At 37.7% G+C, this 20051-nt stretch carries 17 protein-coding genes and 2 pseudogenes; all 19 read right to left on the bottom strand.

Annotated features, from left to right (window positions below; all coding sequences use genetic code 11):
• Positions 1-12 precede the first annotated feature (12 nt).
• On the bottom strand, positions 13-1179 hold the full coding sequence (locus tag ACVIJU_RS10860; protein WP_456687576.1) for a UxaA family hydrolase: 1167 nt from the start codon (positions 1177-1179) through the stop codon (positions 13-15).
• The gene (locus ACVIJU_RS10865; RefSeq protein WP_456687577.1) at positions 1151-1474 is read right to left on the bottom strand and encodes a UxaA family hydrolase; all 324 of its coding nucleotides are present in this window, start codon (positions 1472-1474) and stop codon (positions 1151-1153) included. Before ACVIJU_RS10865 ends, ACVIJU_RS10860 begins: the two co-directional genes overlap by 29 nt.
• Before the next feature lie 18 nt (positions 1475-1492).
• Positions 1493-2446, bottom strand: a complete 954-nt coding sequence (locus ACVIJU_RS10870; RefSeq protein WP_456687578.1) for a U32 family peptidase — start codon at positions 2444-2446, stop codon at positions 1493-1495.
• Positions 2447-2553: 107 nt separating this feature from the next.
• Entirely contained in the window at positions 2554-3462 is a 909-nt protein-coding gene (locus tag ACVIJU_RS10875) for a dihydrodipicolinate synthase family protein (RefSeq protein WP_456687579.1), read from the bottom strand.
• A gap of 24 nt (positions 3463-3486) precedes the next feature.
• Positions 3487-4116 carry an urease accessory protein gene (locus ACVIJU_RS10880; RefSeq protein ID WP_456687580.1) on the bottom strand — a complete coding sequence of 210 codons (630 nt, stop codon included), beginning with the start codon at positions 4114-4116 and terminating at the stop codon, positions 3487-3489.
• Positions 4116-5390, bottom strand: a complete 1275-nt coding sequence (gene larC / locus ACVIJU_RS10885) for a nickel pincer cofactor biosynthesis protein LarC (protein ID WP_456687581.1) — start codon at positions 5388-5390, stop codon at positions 4116-4118. The genes ACVIJU_RS10880 and larC overlap by 1 nt, the downstream gene beginning before the upstream one ends.
• On the bottom strand, positions 5371-6195 hold the full coding sequence (gene larB / locus ACVIJU_RS10890) for a nickel pincer cofactor biosynthesis protein LarB (RefSeq protein ID WP_456687582.1): 825 nt from the start codon (positions 6193-6195) through the stop codon (positions 5371-5373). The genes larC and larB overlap by 20 nt, the downstream gene beginning before the upstream one ends.
• A complete protein-coding gene (gene larE / locus ACVIJU_RS10895; RefSeq protein ID WP_456687939.1) occupies positions 6192-7010 on the bottom strand; it encodes an ATP-dependent sacrificial sulfur transferase LarE in 819 nt (272 codons plus the stop codon). Before larE ends, larB begins: the two co-directional genes overlap by 4 nt.
• A 202-nt stretch (positions 7011-7212) precedes the next feature.
• Positions 7213-8679, bottom strand: coding sequence for an alpha-ketoglutaric semialdehyde dehydrogenase GucD (gene gucD / locus ACVIJU_RS10900; RefSeq protein ID WP_456687583.1), 1467 nt, complete (start codon positions 8677-8679; stop codon positions 7213-7215).
• Between the two features lie 84 nt (positions 8680-8763).
• A pseudogene (locus ACVIJU_RS10905) lies at positions 8764-9662 on the bottom strand (fumarylacetoacetate hydrolase family protein).
• Between the two features lie 81 nt (positions 9663-9743).
• Positions 9744-10502, bottom strand: coding sequence for an IclR family transcriptional regulator (locus ACVIJU_RS10910; protein ID WP_456687584.1), 759 nt, complete (start codon positions 10500-10502; stop codon positions 9744-9746).
• A gap of 138 nt (positions 10503-10640) precedes the next feature.
• Positions 10641-12842, bottom strand: a complete 2202-nt coding sequence (locus ACVIJU_RS10915; protein ID WP_456687585.1) for a dihydroxy-acid dehydratase domain-containing protein — start codon at positions 12840-12842, stop codon at positions 10641-10643.
• A 34-nt stretch (positions 12843-12876) separates the two neighbouring features.
• Positions 12877-14133 (bottom strand): nickel pincer cofactor-dependent isomerase, group 22, encoded by a 1257-nt coding sequence (locus tag ACVIJU_RS10920; protein ID WP_111646587.1) that lies wholly within the window; start codon positions 14131-14133, stop codon positions 12877-12879.
• A gap of 190 nt (positions 14134-14323) precedes the next feature.
• A complete protein-coding gene (locus ACVIJU_RS10925; protein ID WP_456687586.1) occupies positions 14324-15373 on the bottom strand; it encodes a TRAP transporter substrate-binding protein in 1050 nt (349 codons plus the stop codon).
• A gap of 316 nt (positions 15374-15689) precedes the next feature.
• The gene (locus ACVIJU_RS10930; RefSeq protein WP_456687587.1) at positions 15690-16964 is read right to left on the bottom strand and encodes a TRAP transporter large permease; all 1275 of its coding nucleotides are present in this window, start codon (positions 16962-16964) and stop codon (positions 15690-15692) included.
• A gap of 27 nt (positions 16965-16991) precedes the next feature.
• Positions 16992-17582, bottom strand: a complete 591-nt coding sequence (locus tag ACVIJU_RS10935) for a TRAP transporter small permease (RefSeq protein WP_081804201.1) — start codon at positions 17580-17582, stop codon at positions 16992-16994.
• A 34-nt stretch (positions 17583-17616) separates the two neighbouring features.
• Positions 17617-18648: a TRAP transporter substrate-binding protein gene (locus tag ACVIJU_RS10940; RefSeq protein ID WP_456687940.1), complete on the bottom strand. Its 1032-nt coding sequence runs from the start codon at positions 18646-18648 to the stop codon at positions 17617-17619.
• 783 nt (positions 18649-19431) lie between these two features.
• The gene (locus ACVIJU_RS10945; protein ID WP_456687588.1) at positions 19432-19599 is read right to left on the bottom strand and encodes a hypothetical protein; all 168 of its coding nucleotides are present in this window, start codon (positions 19597-19599) and stop codon (positions 19432-19434) included.
• Between the two features lie 162 nt (positions 19600-19761).
• Positions 19762-20001 (bottom strand): annotated as a pseudogene (locus ACVIJU_RS10950) (IS1634 family transposase); the annotation flags it as partial.
• Between the last annotated feature and the right edge of the window lie 50 nt (positions 20002-20051).

Genomic DNA, 20051 nt, shown 5'->3' on the forward strand with positions numbered 1-20051 from the left:
ATAATTTTGTTGCTAAAATGTTGGACCAATTCTCCAAATACCGAAATCATACTGTTTTAAAATTTCTGCTTTCGTAAGCTTTCCGGAAGCTGTTAATAAAAGTTCATGGAAAACCCTTTCGCATACCGATTCGAGAGTCTCTGTTCCTTCAATAATTGTTCCTGCATTGATGTCCATGTTTTCCCTCATTTTTTCAAACATCGGAGTATTGGTAGCAATTTTAATGACTGGTGCGATTGGAGAGCCTGTCGGTGTTCCACGGCCACTTGTAAATAAGACGACCTGTGCCCCACCGGCAACCATTCCTGTCAGTTGTTCAATATCATGCCCAGGAGTATCCATCCATACTAACCCTTTTTTAGTTGGCTGTTGGGCATAATCGATTAACTCTTGCAAAGGTCTAGTGCCAGCCTTGGCAGCTGCTCCGAGTGATTTTTCTTCTAGTGTAGTGAGTCCTCCCTTTCGATTCCCTGGACTTGGATTCCCTGTACGGATATCCACTCCCATCATAAAGGCCCTTTTCTCCATCGCCTCGATGACTTGATACACTTTTTTAGCTACTCGGTCATCAACAGCACGATTCGCTAAAAGATGTTCTGCCCCAATTAATTCAGTTGTTTCTGCTAAAATCACTGTACCTCCCCTGTCAACAATCATGTCGCTTACATAACCAACTGCCGGATTGGCTGAGAGCCCTGAACAAGCATCTGATCCTCCACATTCTGTTCCTACAATTAATTCGCTAATATCAAATGGTTCCCGGACTAAAGCAGAAGCATCTTGTACCATTTTTGTTGCAATTCTCGCTGCCTCTGCAATCGCTCCAAGCGTCCCTCCATGATCTTGAATAGATACTAGTTCAACCGGTTTGCCGCTTTTGGAAATTTCCTGGGCAACACTTCTCCCTTGATGTGTCTCACAACCAAGCCCCATAACGATTACACCATACACGTTTGGATTGATTCCCATTCCAACGTATGTGCGGAATGTTTGATCATAATCAACACCTACTTGGGCACAACCATGCTGGTGAATAAAAGACACAGTACCATGGACAAGTTCTGTTACCTGCTTTGCTGCTTGTGTAGCGCAAACAATGGTAGGCATAATGAGCACATGATTGCGAACTCCCACTCGGCCGTCAGAACGTCTATAACCCCATAGCTGTTCTGTTTTCATTTATCTTATCTCCCCTTCCCCTCTTCCCTTCTACATTATGGATATGAACATGCTCGCCTATAGCAATATCCTTAGAGGCAACTCCAATAACTTCGCCATATTTAGAGATATTTTCACCTTTTTTAATCGGAATAACAGCAAATTTATGCCCGAATTCAATGGTTTCTTTAATTTCAATCTCATACTCTTTGCCTTGACATGTTACTGTTACTACACTCCCAGCAGGGATATCGTCTAAAGCAGTCGCAACGTTATCTTTGGAGTTCATCATAATAGTACGGTAGAAAGATGCCATATAATCTTTCTCCTTTCTTTAAACTGAAGTTTTTTTCAACGAACCGATTACCGGAACACCTAATCCTTCTGCTCCTAGCTCAGACATGATTGCTTCCGGATAGTATTGTTCAATAATACGCATTCCTAATGCTGCCCGTCGCACTCTTTCCCGACATAAATCAATATTAACTGATTCTAGATGTTTCCCTGATGGATATACATCAGGATGATTGCGTAATCCAAATTTAATATAAACAGGGGACAGAATACGAATAATTTCTGGAATTTCGTAATGTCTAATAAAGCCGCCAAAGCCGTTCGGCACCTCCACATATATGTCAATAGGAATATCGATTACTTGACGAATAGCTGCCAGTTTAGGCAAAGTTAAAGCGGTAGGAACGTTATACGTATCTGCGCCTAATTCCGCCATTAGCTTAATAGACAACGGATTGGATGCCATCATTTGCACGGATACTTTAATTACAAAATCTTCTGGTAGTATTCCTTGTTTTTTCATTTCCTTCGTTAAAAGCAATAGACCTTCATCAGCAACTAAGGCACTGCGTAATCCCAAGCTTGCTCCTCTTTTTAAATCCTCAATCGCATAAACGAGCTGATCAACTCCTTCGTGTCTAAGTCCAACAACTTTCCCTGCACTTGTAAATGGTTGAGCACTAATATCCCATGTACCTCTAGGACCGACAAAAAGGCTTAATTCCATTCCTCGAGCCGCACAAATCTGGCACATTTCCCTAATCTCATCATCCGTTAACAACATAATGCCACTTCCTTGCGATACACGGTGAATAGTTACTCCCAACCGCTCTGCTTCCTCAATTACCGTTTGTAAAGCACGTGGACCTTCTACACTTGGAATCTCAATCCTGTATTGCGCTCCATCAGGGAACCGCTTGGTAGACGTAGGCAGATTATAGAGATCATTGCTTGGGTAACCTAATGATTTAAGAAATTCTCTCGTTTCCTTCATAAATACATGCATCCTTTCTATTATTTACTTTAAAATTGATGGACTGTGGTGATAGAATTGATAATGTTTTTCGTGAATAATCCAATTTATGATACTATGTTGAGTGTTTATTTGCTGTAGGAAAATAAATGATTTTGTTTTAGAAATAACTGAACATCCTTTTTTAAAGAATCACATTCTGTAATAGGTAACTGATGACTCGTTTGATAGCCTAAAATCAGTTGATGCACTGCCTCCTTAACTGCAATAAATAACGGCTGTGAAAGCTCATAAATGGACATAAGCTTGAGAATGAATTCATTTAGAGCTAGTGCTTCTTGGTATTGGCCGGCTTTAAAATTCTCAAATAATCGGACAGATAGTTCTGGAAAAAATGTAGCAGTACCATTAATTGCGCCAGCTGCCCCCATTTGCAGTGCAGGAAGAAGGAGATCGTCAAAAGCGGCAAAAACAGCGAAATCGCTTCTTTGGTATGTAATACTAATTAATTGTCGAATATGACCTAATCTTTCTGTCGTATCTTTAATCCCAACTATATTCTCATGGTCCATGGCTAGCCTTAATATAAGGTCAGGTGATAAATCTTGACCGGTGAGTGAAGGAATATTGTATATCACCAAAGGAATTTTGAGACTTTTAGCTACAGTCATATAATAGTCATATAATTGCTGTTCCGTAAATTTCCAATAAAATGGATTTACTATTAGTACACCGTCAGCTCCAATACTTTCAGCGTGTTGTGATAAATAAATGGTATCCTTTAATGAGGTAGTTCCTGTACCAATTAAAACTGGAACACGTCCATCTACATATCGAACCATTTTCTCTACAAAAAGTTTTCTTTCTTGAAGAGGCAAAGATGAGAACTCTCCCATACTCCCCATATACAGCAATCCATGAACTCCTTTTTTAATTAAATGATCCGCGAGTATACAATTCGCTTCCCAATCAAATTCCCCATCCTTATTGAACAACGTAACGACAGGTGGAATGATTCCTTTAAATTTAAAATCCATGGCTTTCATCCTTCCGAAATATATTTAAAATATTGTTGCGATATGGTATAAATAGTACATTCCAAAACATACACTCACTATCGCTGCTGTAAATTCTAAAGTCTTTTTTGCATTAAATCGTTTCACACTTAACACAAGGGAAATAGTTAAAGCAGCAGTAAAACAGAACATACCAATAATCGTCCCAGCCTCAAAAAACAAAATATATATTGTTGCATCCAACAAACTGTTTACAGTTGATAAGAGTAAAACAGTTAAGGCCGCACTCCCTGCCAAACCATGTATACTTCCAATAGCAAAAGATTTCATATAAATAGCACTCGCATCATTTAAATCTCCTTTATCGCCATTTCTCTTTGTATTCCCTAAAATTGACGTAATTCCTAAATAAACAAGCATAATTCCTACAATGATTTCAAAATATGCTTCTACTTTTGGCGGCACTTGGAGCTTGAGTACAATAATCAATAATACTACTATAAATAAAACAGCACTATGTCCAATCCCCCAAAATACACCTGCTAACAGAGATCGAAACCAATTCTTACTTTTACTCACAATCGTTGATACAGCTATTACATGATCAGGCTCTAAAGAGTGTTTAATTCCTAAAAAAAGTCCGACTATTAAAGCTGAAAGTAGGCCGAATTCCATTATGATTCTTCTCCCTTTGACCTTTCCCGAGCAATTTCCATCGCTGCCACATATGCCTCTAAAAATGGAACTTTATAATCAGTAGCTGCTTTTTTTACATCCTCGTATTCTGGCACTTGTCTTATTATTTTTCCATTCTGTATAGCTTGTTTTAGACGAATATTTCCATACGGTGTAGAAACACTGACACTCTTTCTTCCTAAAATACTTCTTGTGCATACATTTTTTCTGACACCAAGTGTTGTTGTTTCGATAAGAATAAATTGTTCACACTCTTCTACACTATTCGCCGAAGCCAAAACAGTAAGAAGAACCCCAGGGCGGTTTTTCTTCATAAAGATTGGTGTATAAAACACATCAACTGCCCCCATTTGAAAAAGCCCCTCCATTACATATCCCAGTACTTCACCCGACATGTCATCGACATGACACTCTAAAATGTAAATGACTTCTTGTTGTTGCAAAGGTAATAGAGGCTCACATTCTAATAAATGATTAACCATTTCACCTACTACAACACGTAAAACATTCGGCTGATTGGGTAAATCGCGTGTACCCGCACCATACCCAACTGACGATATTGTCATTGCTGGAATAGGTCCAAATGAAGCCACTTGGCTTTTCACTATTCCAGCTCCAGTTGGGGTTGTTAACTCAAACGGCAAATTGCTGGTCTTTATTGGCACATTTCGAAGTATCTCCAACGTTGCAGGAGATGGAACAGGATAAGTACCATGTGCACAATGGATATATCCGCTCCCCACTGGTACAGGAGAAGAAATGATTCGATCAATTTTAAGTTCTTCTAACGCAACAGCCGTGGCGACAATATCAACAATGGAGTCAATGGCGCCAACCTCGTGAAAATGAACCTTCTCCACAGGAATATGATGGATTTTTGACTCTGCCGCAGCAATTGAATGAAAAATTTGTTGACTACGTTTCTTTACTTCCGGATGCAATTCGGACTGATTGATCGTCTCAACTATGTGAGCATAATGCCTATGTGAATGTGTGGCTGAACTATTTAGCGAATCGTGATGATGGGAATGAACTTCATGTTCGTGTTCGAAGTTGTCATCTAGGATGACATCCATCTTCGTCGCATAAATCCCCTTTTTTACGACCTTGCTCCATTGTAATTTATACCCTGAAAATGGAAGTTTTTTTAATTCTGTTTCAATTCGTTCCATCGATACTCCTGCGTCTACTAAAGCACCTACCATCATATCGCCACTAATTCCGGAAAAACAATCAAGATAGAGAACTTTCATGCCTTCCCTCCTCTCGTTTCATCGCCTTTTCAATAGACTGTTCAATGACAGATAAGATAGTAGCAGCATAATATCCCGCACCAAAACCATTATCAATATTGACAACAGAGACCCCGCTGGCACATGAATTTAACATCGTAAGCAACGCGGATAAACCTTGGAAATTTGCCCCGTATCCCACACTTGTAGGTACGGAAATAACTGGTTTTGATACTAGCCCGCCTACCACACTCGCAAGTGCTCCTTCCATACCTGCAACTACTACTGCAACATGTGCCTGTTCAATAACAGATATTTTATCTAATAAACGGTGAATACCAGCTACCCCCACATCATATATTCGTTTGACCTCACAACCTAAAAACTCAGCTGTCACAGCAGCTTCTTCAGCAACAGCAAAATCCGATGTTCCCGCACTGACAACGGCTATATATCCTTGTTTTTTTATTTCCACATACTCTTTAGCAATCCAATAAAACGTCCTTGCATTGTTATGATAATGAAAATATTCTAAAGGATACCGATTTTTTAAATTCCTCATCAGGTAATCTGCTTTTTCCTTATTGATGCGTGTGGCGAGTACTTTTTTATGGAATTTCATTAATCTTTCGAAAATACCAAGTATATGTTCTTTAGTTTTTCCTTCACCAAAAATGATTTCGGGAAAGCCCTTCCTTTTTTCACGATGTATGTCCAATGTCGCATACCCAATACAATCATATGTGCGCAATGTTTCATATGCTTCTTCTACAGAAATATTTCCGTTTTTTAACTGCTCAAGGATTTGTTTCAGTGAATCATTCATTTTACCATTCCTTTTTTCAGAACTTCATTCATACTTCCTGATCTATACCCTCCTAAATCAAGCGTCACATATAAAAAACCTAGTTCTTTTAGTCTACGATGGATTTCCTGATGGTATTCAATGATACGCGGCATTTCTTCCGGCAAAACCTCGATTCTAGCTATTTCTCCATGATGCCGAACACGAACTTGGTAAAAACCAAGCTCCAAGAGAAATTCTTCGGATTTATCAAGTTGGTCAATTTTCTCTTTCGTTATTTTCGTGCCGTAAGGAATTCGCGATGATAAGCATGCAAAGGAAGGTTTATTCCATGTTTCTAGTCCCATTTCCTTTGATAATATTCTGATTTCGTCTTTATAAAATCCCACTTCTTGAAGAGGACTCCGCACACCAAGTTGTCTTGCTGCTTTTAATCCGGGACGATATTCTCCTAAATCATCCACATTAGAACCGTCAACAACCGTGTACAAATCTCCATATTTCTTAACTAACTCTTGTAACTGTGTATACAAATTATTTTTACAATGAAAACAGCGGCTAAAGTCATTTTGGATAAAATCAGCATTTTCTAGCTCATTAATTTGAATTTTCAAATGTTTAACACCTATTTGTTTGGCAAGCTTGGATGTCAACTGTACTTCCCGAGTAGGAAAGGTTTCAGAAACAGCTGTAACCGCCAGCACCTGCTCTCCAACAGCTTCCTTTGCAACCGCCAGCAAAAATGTGCTATCCACTCCACCTGAAAAAGCAACTAACACATTCCCCATATCCTTTAATAGATTAATAAGGCGTTCTTTTTTTTTCTCTAGCAGCATTTCTCCCACTTTCTATTCCTCCTAACATGGCATGGCGGAGTAACTTCCTTCATTATAAACCGATTTGTATAATCGAGGCTGTCTCATAAGGATCTGACCTCACGTTCGTTTCATCATCTATCATTCATTGAGCCAATGTCCCTTATAATTATTGGGTGGCGCCGGTCTGACACTTTAGCATTTAAGACAGCCTCTGTATTATTTATGCTTTAATGGATACTGTTTTTATAGATGTAAAAAACTCTATTGCTGCTTGCCCTTGTTCTCTAGAATGAGAACTTGATTGTTTCATTCCGCCAAAAGGCGCTTGAAGCTCTACTCCAGCTGTTTCAGCATTAACTTTTACTAGCCCAGCTTCGATCTCATTAATAAACGAGAGAATATTGCTAATGTCTTTAGTATAAATGGATGCGCTTAATCCATACTCCGTATCATTAGCAAGCTCTAATGCTTCCTGAATGCTATGAACTTTAATTAAAGCGAGCACAGGTCCGAATATTTCCTCACGTGCAATGGTCATATTGATGTCTACATTTTCAAAGACAGTTGGTTCTACATAAAAGCCGTTAGCTAATTCACCTTCTACACATCTTTTTCCGCCGTAAATTAAATCAGCTCCTTCTGCTTTTCCTTTCTCAACATAGGAAAGAACTGTTTTTAATTGTGACTCACTCACACATGGACCCATCCATGTTTCACTTTCCATCCCGTTTCCTACTTTTATTTGTTTTACCTTAGCAAGCAATTTTTCTTTAAATATTTCATATACTTCGCTTTCTACAAAGACGCGACTTGTGGCAGTACATTTTTGACCTGTTGAACGTAATCCTCCGCTTATCGTTCCTTCAACCGCAAGATCGATATCCGCATCTTTAGCAACAATGACAGGGTTTTTTCCTCCCATTTCAAGCTGATATTTCGCCCCTCGTTCATAAGCTGCCCTTCCTACCTGTTTACCCACATTATTGGAACCTGTAAATGTAACACCATTAATATCCGGATGCTCCGCAATTCCTTGACCAATTACAGAACCCGGACCGCATACCATATTTACAACTCCCTTTGGAAAACCGGCTTCATGGAGGCACTCAATCACTTTGGCAGCCGTAACAGCAGCTTCGCTGGCAGGCTTCAAAATAACGGTATTTCCATAAATCAGTGCAGGTGCCATCTTCCAGATAGGAATAGCTACAGGGAAATTCCATGGCGAAATGACACCGACTATCCCAAGGGGAACACGAGTCGTGAACATTAGAGTTCCATTATCACTTGACGGAATAACATCGCCAATTTTTCTAGCACCTTCACCAGCATAATACCGTAATATATTAACTCCCCTGAGCGTTTCTGCTTTTGCCTCGACAAACGTTTTTCCCATTTCCTTCGTCATGGTTTCAGCAATTTCTTCCAGACGTTTTTCAAGAATATCCGCTGCCTTGTATAAATATTCCCCCCTCGTTAGACCCGAGAGTTTTCTCCATGATTTTTGTGCTCGTTTTGCGGCGGCAACTGCTTTATTTAAATCTTCGATGGATGAACGTTGAATATACCCAACAATTTCATTTTTATTAGCCGGATTTATGCTCGCCTCCACCTCATTCGTTTCCGAGCTTACCCATTCTCCATCAATATAGTTGAAGTATGTTTTGACTTCCGTTTGTAAAGCCATAAAAATCTCACTCCTATTCCTTCTATGAATATAGAATTCTCACTAACTTTGTGATCTTTAACTATCAAAGAAAGATGTTTAAATTTAATTTACGACTGTTTTTTGTACTAATGACTTCACAGGATTAGATAGTACACCTATCTCCGGAATTTCAATTTCAATACGATCTTCATCTTGAAGAGTGAAATTGTTTGGTGGAACAATCGATGTTCCCGTTAACAATACCGTTCCATCAAATACTTTGTTATCACGAATTAAGAAAGAAACTAATTCATCATATTTTCTTTTTAGTTGTCTTGTATTGGCGCTCTCTTCTACTACAAGTTGATCATTTCGATATATTCTGCACGTTATATGGAAGTTGTAAGGATTTGCTACAGTTTCAGAAAGTCGAATTGCAGGACCAATAGAACACGAATTTTCCCATATTTTTGCTTGCGGTAAATAAAGCGGATTTTCTCCTTCAATATCTCTGCAGCTCATATCGTTGCCAATCGTGTATCCAACAATTTGTCCTTCTTTTGTGATCACTAACCCTAATTCAGGTTCGGGAATTTGCCAGTTCGAATCACTACGTAAATAAACCGGCTCGTTAGGTCCTACCGTACGAGTAGAAGTAGATTTTAAAAATATCTCTGGCCTTTCTGCGTTATATACCTTGTCGTAACATGTTTCACCATCGTTTTTTTATCTGTAGTCTCGTAATTTCTTGCTTCACGGCTTTTTTCATACGTCACACCGGATGCCCAAACTTCAGGTGCAACAATCGGCACAAGCAAGTTTAATTCTGACAAATCTTTTTGCAAACTCTCTTTTCCAGTAATTAATTCGTTAATGTAATTTACAGGGGTCAATCCTGCATGTTTCGCTTCGTAAATAATATCCATAAAATCGTTCATTGGAAGCGGATATATTTTGTTATCATCTGTAACAGCAGCTACCACAGGATTCGAATAATCGTTTAAATATCGAATGATTCTCATAATTGCGTCTCCTTCTTGTTTTATATTAATAAACTCTGTTTTGTTATTTAGACAAAACTTTATTTATGAACGGAAACTTCCTTATTTCACATAACCCATTTCTTTAGAAATGAGATCGGCAGCATTTTTTAATATCTGTACTTCATCTTTCAGTACCGAATCGTTAACTTTTGCAGTCGGTTGCGATATACTAATGGCTGCTATGACATTTCCAGAATGATCCCAAATAGGGACAGCCACACATGTAATGCCTGGTTCATTTTCTTCATTATCTAACGCGTATCCGTTTATTCTAACTTTTTCTAGTTCCGCAAGAAATTGTTCTTCACTAGTAATAGTATTGGCAGTATGACGCTTATAAACATATCCTTTTAAAAATTCTTTAAGCCCTTTATCGTCTTTGAAAGCAATCAATGCTTTTCCTACCGCACTGCTATGAACAGGGACTCTTCGCCCAATCCTCGAATATAAGACGGTTCCCGAAGTTCCTTCTACTTTGTCAATATAAATTCCTTCCTTGCCGTCAAGTATCACAAGATGAACTGTGTTACCCGTTTTTATCGATATATCAATTAAATACTTCTTAGAAATGGCCCGAATATCAAGATGACGAATGACTAAGTTTCCTCTCTCAAACAATTTCATACCAAGTCTGTATTTGCCGTTTTCCGGATTCTGTTCTATATAATGATGATGCTGAAGTGTTTTCAATAGAGAATGCACGGTGCTTTTATGAAGTTGCATTTTTTCACTAATATCTGTAATTTTTAATTCGGTTTCATACTCATCAAATAAATCTAATATTCGTAGAGCGCGCTCAACTGATTGAATCAACGGCATATTCTTCACCCTCTTTAACAGTTTATATTTGCAACTATACTCTTTATTCTTAATTTTATAATTAAATTATAATATAGAGAGAGTGAAGCGTAAGACCCAAAAATATTTAATTTATCGTATTCCCTACCATTTTATTAGTTATAACTCGCCATAAACTGGGAAGATCGCATCTTTTTTATAATCGTATACTGCTTCTTCTGCAACATAGGTAGGGACCACACCAGTTGCAGCATCTGTATGTCCTATTAAACGATTGCTCGCTGCAATACGTCGTTGACGTTCGCGCATATTTTTTAGTCTGCTTTTTGCCATTTCTTTTCTTTGCTGTTTTATCAATTCAAATTCAAATACAAGTTGATTGTTTTGAAAAGCACTTTCATTCAAAAGCTGAATTTTTCGTTCCCGGAGACCAATATAGAGGAGATCCCCTGTTTGCAAATAGAGTATACCTCCACCATTGATTGCTTCCGGAGTCATATGACCTATAGCCGCACCATATGTTACACCTGAATAACGGCCGTCACTGATAAGAGTAGCAATGCGTTTTAAACGTCGATTCGCATTAATGTGTTGCATCGGTGTAAACATTTCTGGCATACCAAATGCTTCTGGTCCTTGACCAGATATGACAACAGCTATCTTTAGAACTCCCTCTTTCACCATTGTATCGAATAATTCATCATATTCCTTATCCTTTAATAAATCATATAAATGTGAAGAGTTATGTTTTAATGCAGCAACTAAACTTTTGTGACTAAAACTGCGATTTATTTTAAGTTTTTCTAACAGATTAACATCTAAAAGCCCTTCATTCGCAGCATCCTCATTCTCATAATATAGGACAAACGCAACTTTCTGATCGAACTCATCGATTTGCGTTGTTGCCATCCCACTAATTTTTACTACTGCACTTTCAAAGAAATTACCTGATAAAACATCTACACCACTAAATGGACGTCTTGGTTTAGAAAGGATAATGGGGTTATCTTTCATATTTTCTGCTGGTAATCGATCTTTCTTTATTGAAAGCCTTTCGCGCCAAGTAGTTCCCGTAACAGTTGGTGCATCAATATCCATCGGAACCCCGTTATTCATTAATTCATAAAATACGGTTTCCATTCCTCTTATTTGTCCACTGCAACACTGAATAGCTAATGCGTAGATATCTCTTCCTTGTGTCAGACTATAATCAAACAAATCAGGAACGGGATGCTCATGATGAATTTTATCGTACTCCCATAAATTAAACTTATACCCTCCATAAATCATTGCAGCGACAATATGCATCATTATATTTGTCGATCCGCCAGTAGAACTGTGAATTCTAATAGCATTTTTAATATTCGTAGCCATAATATTAGTAACTCCGTATATCGGGTTGTTCATCAAAAATACTAAGCTATCGAGTGCAGCATTTATTTGCTCCTGTGTAGGCGGAGAAGTTAAGAGCTCTAGTGCAGGATGAATCAGTCCTAAGCCCGCGATGACATGCCTTGAACTATTACCAGTCCCATTGAATGCGCACACTCCACCTTGACTGTCGCATGTGGCTACCGCTAAACGTTTTTCATAATCCTCATGTTGTTCTTTTGTAATAATTCCTTTTTCCCTGGCTCTTTCGAGTACGCCTTGGAAGGCAGTGTTGGATGAACATTGTAAAATATATGAGAGAGCATCACGCAAGTCGTATGCAATATCTTCTTCTCCTATTGATTCAGCATGCCGTGCAATTTCTTCTAATTCGGCATATAACTTTGTAGGAATCGTTCCCCCTTTTAAAACATGTGCAGGAGCAAAAGTAGCAAAGAAGGGCGCTTCTCCTCTTCTCTGACGCAAACGGTCAAGATGGGCTAAAGCACTAACCACTCCAAGAGGTTGTTTATCACATCCTTGAATGACAAAAGCTCCATGATAGCTATGTGCTTCCAGCTGATTCACAATCATTTGCGCAACAGCATTTCGACTTTGCAAGGAATAACTCATCCCTTGATTGCTTTGTGCAGTCCCATCGCACATTACCGGCGTCGAAAATTGAAACGGAACTCCTCCATTTTGCCAAATGCGAATGGCAGCTCGAGCAATTGTTTGAAAATCCATAATATGAGCAGGATGATCAGCAGAGCCTCCTATAATCGCAATTCTAGGAGCGTTGTTATGCAATCTATCGTAAATTTCTTCCAACGTCCAGTCTGGCTGCATTCCTTTGAATTCGGAACCAAGGATTTGTTTTGAACGATCGAGAAGACCCGCGACACAAATAGGTTCATTTGCTTTTCCTTGCACATTATCACGATATGGATTGACTTTGCTTTCAATATATGGATACGTCACCGCTGACATACAATTCCCCCTTTCCTAATAACATATTTTTTGTTTATGGCAATGAAAAATCCATTTCAAAAGGTTCCGATAAAATCTCTATCTCTTTCATTTGTCTCGCTTCATGTAGAAGACTCTCCGAAATCCAGATATCCCTAAGCGCTAATGTATTTTTTATTCTGACTACTCTAACCCTGTTAATGTCAAAGACGTTGCATGTTTTAATCGCTGCTTTTACGGCTAATTCCTCTGTTTCTAAAAACATTGGCAGCTTTACTACAGAAACGACCGTACTTGTTAAAGCGTTCGCATATCCTTTTTCCCACACGATTTGTTCCTTCACCTTATTTGTTGTAATATCAGCATGACCGATACCATTGGCATTGCCCTTTGTCTTTTCAGATAAGCTTAAAACGACTATACGTGTCACTTCTGGACCTCCACTTGCATATGGAGTAGCGTACCTGCCTGTAATATTCGGATCCATTCCATCTCCTGAAATATCTTTTCCAATTTCGTCTATTACAAGCACATCAATTGGGTTGAACATAATTTTGGGCATCAATGCTTTTGCCTCTATTAATAGTTCAGGTTCCACTGTTTCAAAATGCTCGGTTGGAACTGTAACAATTTTCGCAGGACGATCATATGCGTTTTCTAAAACGGCCACGCCAAAAATAATTGGTGCCTTATTAATAACGATTTTTGCCATTTCGATAACATGTTGAGCCATATACTTAAAACTATATTTATGAGCAGCATCTGCGCCTTTTTGCTTACCGAGACCAATCGTTATCATTTTCATCAATCCACTTTCTACCGGACCTCGGAACGCTGTATGTGGTTTAACCCTATTTATAACGATGATTTTATCTGCCTCATATGCAAGCTTATCTATATAAACTGGAAGACCATTATCTAACCTTCCGACTTCGACTACCTCCATACTAGAACAAATAGGTGCACCGACAAACTCTTCTGTAACTCCCAAATGGATAAGTACATCTTTCTGACCCACCGCAGTTGCTCCTCCATGGCTGCCCATTGCTGGCACGATGAAAGGAATCCCACCTGCCTGTTTGACAGCATTCACAACTTCGCGAGTAATAATCGGTATATCTGCCACACCACGACTTCCAACAGCAATTGCCACTCGATCACCAGGGAAGATTCTATGGAGAACGTTGGCCTGTTCAATGCTCTCATGAACTGCTTTAGGAACATCTGTAATTTCAGGGGCATGAAAATTTTGTCTAACTCTTACCATTTTGGGAATTGGCACGTCTTTGAGTAAATCATTAATTATCCCCATTTTTCCTCCCTCGATTCCCTTATTTCACTAATATACAAGCAAAAACATGAAATCATGACATCTTATCAGGGGAAATAGGGAAGATACATAAACATTACATTCTGCCATTTCCACAGAGGCCTTCTCTTCCCTGCCTGCCTTTTCCCCTTTAACTTTTCTCATATCTGGTGGCCACTATATTTTCATATTTTTATTGACGGATTTTCTCCAATTGGCTATACATTTCGTTTACAAGTTCCTCGCCAAACTCTTTAGCATACTGATCAATAACAGGTTTAATCGCTTCTGCCATCTTTTGACGTTCTTCATCGCTCACTTCATTAATTTTGATTTTAGTCTCTAATTCTTCCAATGATTTTTTATCTTCTTCACGGCTAAGCTCCCGTTGATACTTGCCAGCTTCCACAGCTGCGTCCTTTAAAATCTGCTGCTCTTCCGATGATAAATTATCCCAGAATTTTTTGCTGACTAAGAAAACAAATGGAGTGTAAACATGTTTAGTAAGACTCAAATAATCTTGTACCTCATAATATTTATTGGATTTAATTGTTGCTAATGGGTTTTCTTGACCATCAACCGTTTTGCTTTCGAGGGCTGTGAAAACTTCCGAAAAAGCCATTGGTATTGGATTGGCACCAAGTTGTTTAAACGCATCGATATGCACTTTATTTTGCATAGTCCGCAATTTTAAGCCTTTAAAATCTTCTGCCGTATTGATTGGATGTTTGCTGTTTGTTACATGACGAAATCCGTTCTCCCAATAAGCAAGACCAATTAATCCATGTTCAGGAAGATTTTTCAATAATTTGTTTCCTACGGATCCGTCTAAAATAGCATCTGCTTCTTCCGCAGTATTAAAAAGGAATGGAAAGTCGAATATACTAAATTCTTTAATCATCCCAGCTAATGGGGAAGTCGAGGGGATAGTAATTTCTTGCGTACCACCTTGAAGCGCCTCTGTCATTTTTAAGTCATCGCCTAAAGAAGCGCTAAAATACGTTTGTACTTTCAATTTCCCCCCACTTTTTTCCTCTACTATTTCCTTGAATTTAAGAAGTCCTTGTCCTTGCGGATGATCTTCATTTAACCCAATTCCCGCTTTAATAACCTTCGTCTGATTTCCTTGGTTATTAGACTTTGTCCCTCCTTGAGTAGTATTAGAACCACAAGCACTTAGAAAGAGTAGTCCTATTAATAGAAATCCGATTATAATTTTCCTAAACTTATTTACTTTTTTCATATTTTATCCCCCCAGCTTTTTATCCGTATTGCCAAAAAGTTTTTTAATAAAAACCTGTAAAACTCTTGGTATTAATGGACATGTGGGTAAAAAACGTTCTCCCCCCTTTAGGAGAGAAATTCTGACTGCATCTTTCCACCGAGGCTTTACATTGAGTGACGAGTATGATAGGCTATAAAGCCTTACGCAACAAGGATTGGCTGCGTCTTTGCGTAAAGAATCATGCTCGTGGAGGCTCAATGTCAAGCCTTCAATATTCGAAGAGTTTTCATATTTCTTTTGACACTACCTTTTTATCTCATTTGCAAAACAAATATTAGCTAAACCATCCTAAAGGAACAGTGACTATCGATGGGAATAAAATGAGTAGTAATAGAATTACAAAGTGAACAATCAAAAATGGCCAAATTCCTTTAGTTAGCTCCCACAAACTAACTTTACTAATTCCACATCCTACATATAGAACAGTCCCTACAGGCGGAGTGATCAATCCTATACACAAGTTAATTACCATAATAATTCCGAAGTAAACTGGATCGATTCCAGCTAACTTAGTAAGCGGTAACAAAACTGGAGTAAAGATAAGAATCGCTGGTGTAAGGTCCATTACCAATCCAACCAATAATAATAAGATATTAATTATAATCATAAGTAGTAAAGGTTTATTAACTAACCCCCCTAGCATATTCGCCATTTCCGCTGGTACATTCGCCACTGTGATTAACCAAGCCGAAACCATAGCAGCAGCCGCAACGAACATAACAACACTTGTTGTTTTAGCAGCTGCAAGGAAGACTTGATACAAATCTTTAATTTTTAACTCTCTATAAATCAATGTTCCTATCAATAAGGCGTAAAACACGGCTATAACTCCTGCTTCGGTAGGAGTAAAAATCCCTCCTCTTAATCCACCGATAATAATCACTGGTAATAGCAATGCCCAAATAGCTTCGCGTACTGCAGCAAGAATTTCTTTAGTTGTTTTTCTTTTCGGCAATTCACATGTATCCCTTCTAGAAAGTATCGCCCACACAATCATTAACCCTACTCCCATTAAAATTCCTGGGACTATTCCTCCCATAAACAATTGGGTAATAGAGACGCCTGCTGTTACACCAAAAATAATCATCGGTATACTAGGAGGAATTACAGGAGCAATAATTCCGGCGGCACAAACAATACCAGTTGACCGATTAACATTGTATTTTCTGGAAACCATCATCGGGATTAAAATCGCTCCAAGCGCAGCAGTATCGGCTACTGCCGAACCAGATAAACCAGCAAATAAAACACTTGCAATAATTGCAACAAAACCTAATCCTCCACGTATATGGCCAACAAGCGACATTGCAAAAGCAACAATTCGTTTTGATATTCCTCCTGCATTCATTAACTCACCAGCAAGGACAAAAAACGGAATTGCCATTAATGAAAAGTTATTTGCTCCGTTTATAAGATTTTGCACAATAATCTGGCTATCGAAATTTCCCATAAAAATCATTAAGGCAATGCCACTTATAATAAGTGCGAAAGCAATAGGGATGCCTATAGCTAATGAACCGAACAACGATCCTAAAAATATACCTACCATAATTTACCTCCAATTATGTAATTTAATTTAAACGGTTAGTTTTGTAGAATCATTAGCGTCGATATCCTTTATATTGTTCTTTTTTTGATCACCATCACCAACCACCTGAGTGATAATTGCCTCATCAGAATTGGAAATCATAGATAACGATGCGTTCCGTACAAAAAGCGTTCGAAACATATTGACTAAGACTATAATGGCCATTCCTATACTTGTTACTACGCCTATGCCATATACTAAACCTAAAGGAGTTCCCGTCGCGGGCGCTTTGCTATCCATATTCAAAACAGCCATTTTCCAGCTTCCGTTTAACAATAACCAAAGAACATATAGAACCAACAAATTGCTAACGATAAACACTACTTTTTTGGCTTTATGAGGCAATGCATTGATAACTATGTCTACTCCAAGATGCATATTTTCTTTCAAAGCAGCAATTGCCCCTAAAAAGACCATCCATACAAATAGGAAACGGGACATTTCTTCGGACCAAGTTATACCTGAGTTAAATACATAACGTAAGACAACATTACCGAATACCAAAATACACATCATGGCAAGAGTCAATACGATCAATACATTTAAAATACCATTTACTAGTTTGCTAAGTTTCTTCAATAGATTCACCATCCTTTTTCCATTTTTATCCTTTTTACTTAGCTTCTGCTTTTATCCTTTCATATAAGTCTTTTGCCCAATCATATTTTTTAAAAAGTTCATCATATAACGGTTGTACTGCTTCTTGCATTTGTTTAGTAAATTCTGGGCTTGGTGTTGTAAACTTAATTCCATGTTGTTCTAAAAATTTTTTATCTTCTTCATAACTCTTTTCCATAAGTTCAAATTCGTAATTGGCTGATTCTTTTGCAGCTTCTTCAATAATTTTTTGTTGCTCCGGGGTCAAACTATGCCAAAATTTACTGTTAATAATATAGATATTTGGACTAAACATATGCTTGGACTCTAGTACATTACTTTGGACCTCATACCATCCCGAAGCACGTAATGTAGCAATAGGATTATCCTGTCCATCAACCACTTTTTGTTCCAATGCCGTAAAAACCTCTGATATTGGCATTGGCGTAACATTTGCCCCAAGCAATTTTCCTATAGTAATATAGTTGGGAATATTCGGCATTCTAATGCGTAGCCCCTTAAAGTCATCCATAGAGTCTATTGTTTTGTTAGCTGAAAACATTCTAAATCCATTTGCACTCCATGCTAACGGATGAACACCATGCTTTTTTTCGAGATCTGCCGCAATTTCCTTTCCAATCGGTCCATTTAATACTTTTTTTACATGTTCGAAATCTTTAAATAAAAACGGCCACTCTGGTACTCCCATTTTTGGAATATCATTTTGCATAATCAAGCCGGGAATCCCCATTTCAATAGTGCCATTGCGCACACCGTCATAAAATTCCTTTTCAGCCCCTAGAGTACTATTGGGATAAATCTGTACTTTAAGAGTCCCACCTGACTTTTCTTCAACAATTTTTTTAAATTTTTCCCTCAATGCAACGTTTTGTGGATGATCCTCTGCAAAATAGTTTGCTACTTTTATTACTTTAGATTCCCTACTCTTCTCATTTTCTTGTCCAGACTGTTTTTCAGCACCACATCCTGACAAGAAAGCAAAAAGTAAAACAGAAAACAGCAATATGAATGAGATACTTTTTTTCATCACCTTGTAACAACTCCCCTCTTTTCATTGCATATATAGAAAATTTATGTTTTAACGTAAACCAAAAAATAGAAAATAACAACTCTAATTATTAAAAGCTTTCAAAAATAAGTTTCATCTATTTTGTTTTATATTATAAAACTAAGTTTTGTAATATAAACAAAAAATAAATATAATTATGAGCTTCGTTTTATAATATACAAATTTTCTAATAATAACAAATAGTTCCTTTGTCATTAGATTTATAAAAAATTTGGGTCCTCCCCCTACAAAAATAGAAAATAATAAACCCTTGTTAAATGCTTTCAAAAATAAACTTTATGCACTTTTGTTTTACAATATAAAACTAAGTTTTATATTGTAAGTAAAAAATAAATATAATCACGAGTTTGTTTTTATAATATTATAAATTTTCATAATAATCAAGTATATTTTTGATAAATTTTCTAACTTCCTTTCCCAATGCAAAATAAAACTTTAGCAAAATGCAAGATAAAAATTAAGCACTAAATTGGAAACAAAACAGGTTAGTTTTCTCACAAAATATAATTTCAGAAACACGGCTTTACATGGAGTGGCGTGCATGGTAGGCTGGTTGCCTCTGCGAACTCCTTTTGTGCTGCGGTCTTCGCAAAAGAATCCATGCACGCAGAGGCTCCATGTCAAGCCTTATAGGGTAAGATAATTTATATTGGTATATGGATTATATTTACTTTTGTGGAACATAAGGTGCTAAACTTTTTCATTGCATTTCGCTTAAATTTTTAGTTGCAGAAAACAGCTTTAACATGGTATGAGGGCTTCAATATCAAAAATAACTTGAATTTGACGGTTGTCATAGGGTTTAAAAGTAGGGGCTAATTGTCTTTTAGAGAGCTTTTTTTCCTCTGTTTCTGGAAAAAGTGTCATTTGCGTGTTATAATTTTCAGTAGTAATCATTTGATTGCTCATAAAAATCGTCCTTCCTGGAATGTTGTGCTGGTACCTTCATTTTACAGGATAGGACGATTTTTTTGTGTACTTTTTTAACTCAAGTTTGACAGAGTACACTAAAGAAAAGCCCGAAAATACTGGTGTTTTGGACTTTACCCACAACACGTACCACTACACTTGTTAGTGGCACGTGTTTTTTTCTAATACTCTAGGAGGCGCTTGTGTGACAAGTGCTTCAAATGCTAGATTTGCTTGACCTTGTAATTCTGTACGAACGATTTGCTCTTCACCATTCACGCATATTTTCGAGGCCTTCATCTGGCTTACATCATGCAAAATATCCTTTACACTTGTTTGGCATCCTATTTCTTTTAGCTTATAGGCCAAAAAGGATTCCATGACAAGCGCAAGGAAACTGATGTTAGACTAAAAAGTAGACACAGATTATTATAGTAATAATAGACTGAAAA

Source organism: Aeribacillus sp. SP014 (assembly GCF_054055575.1).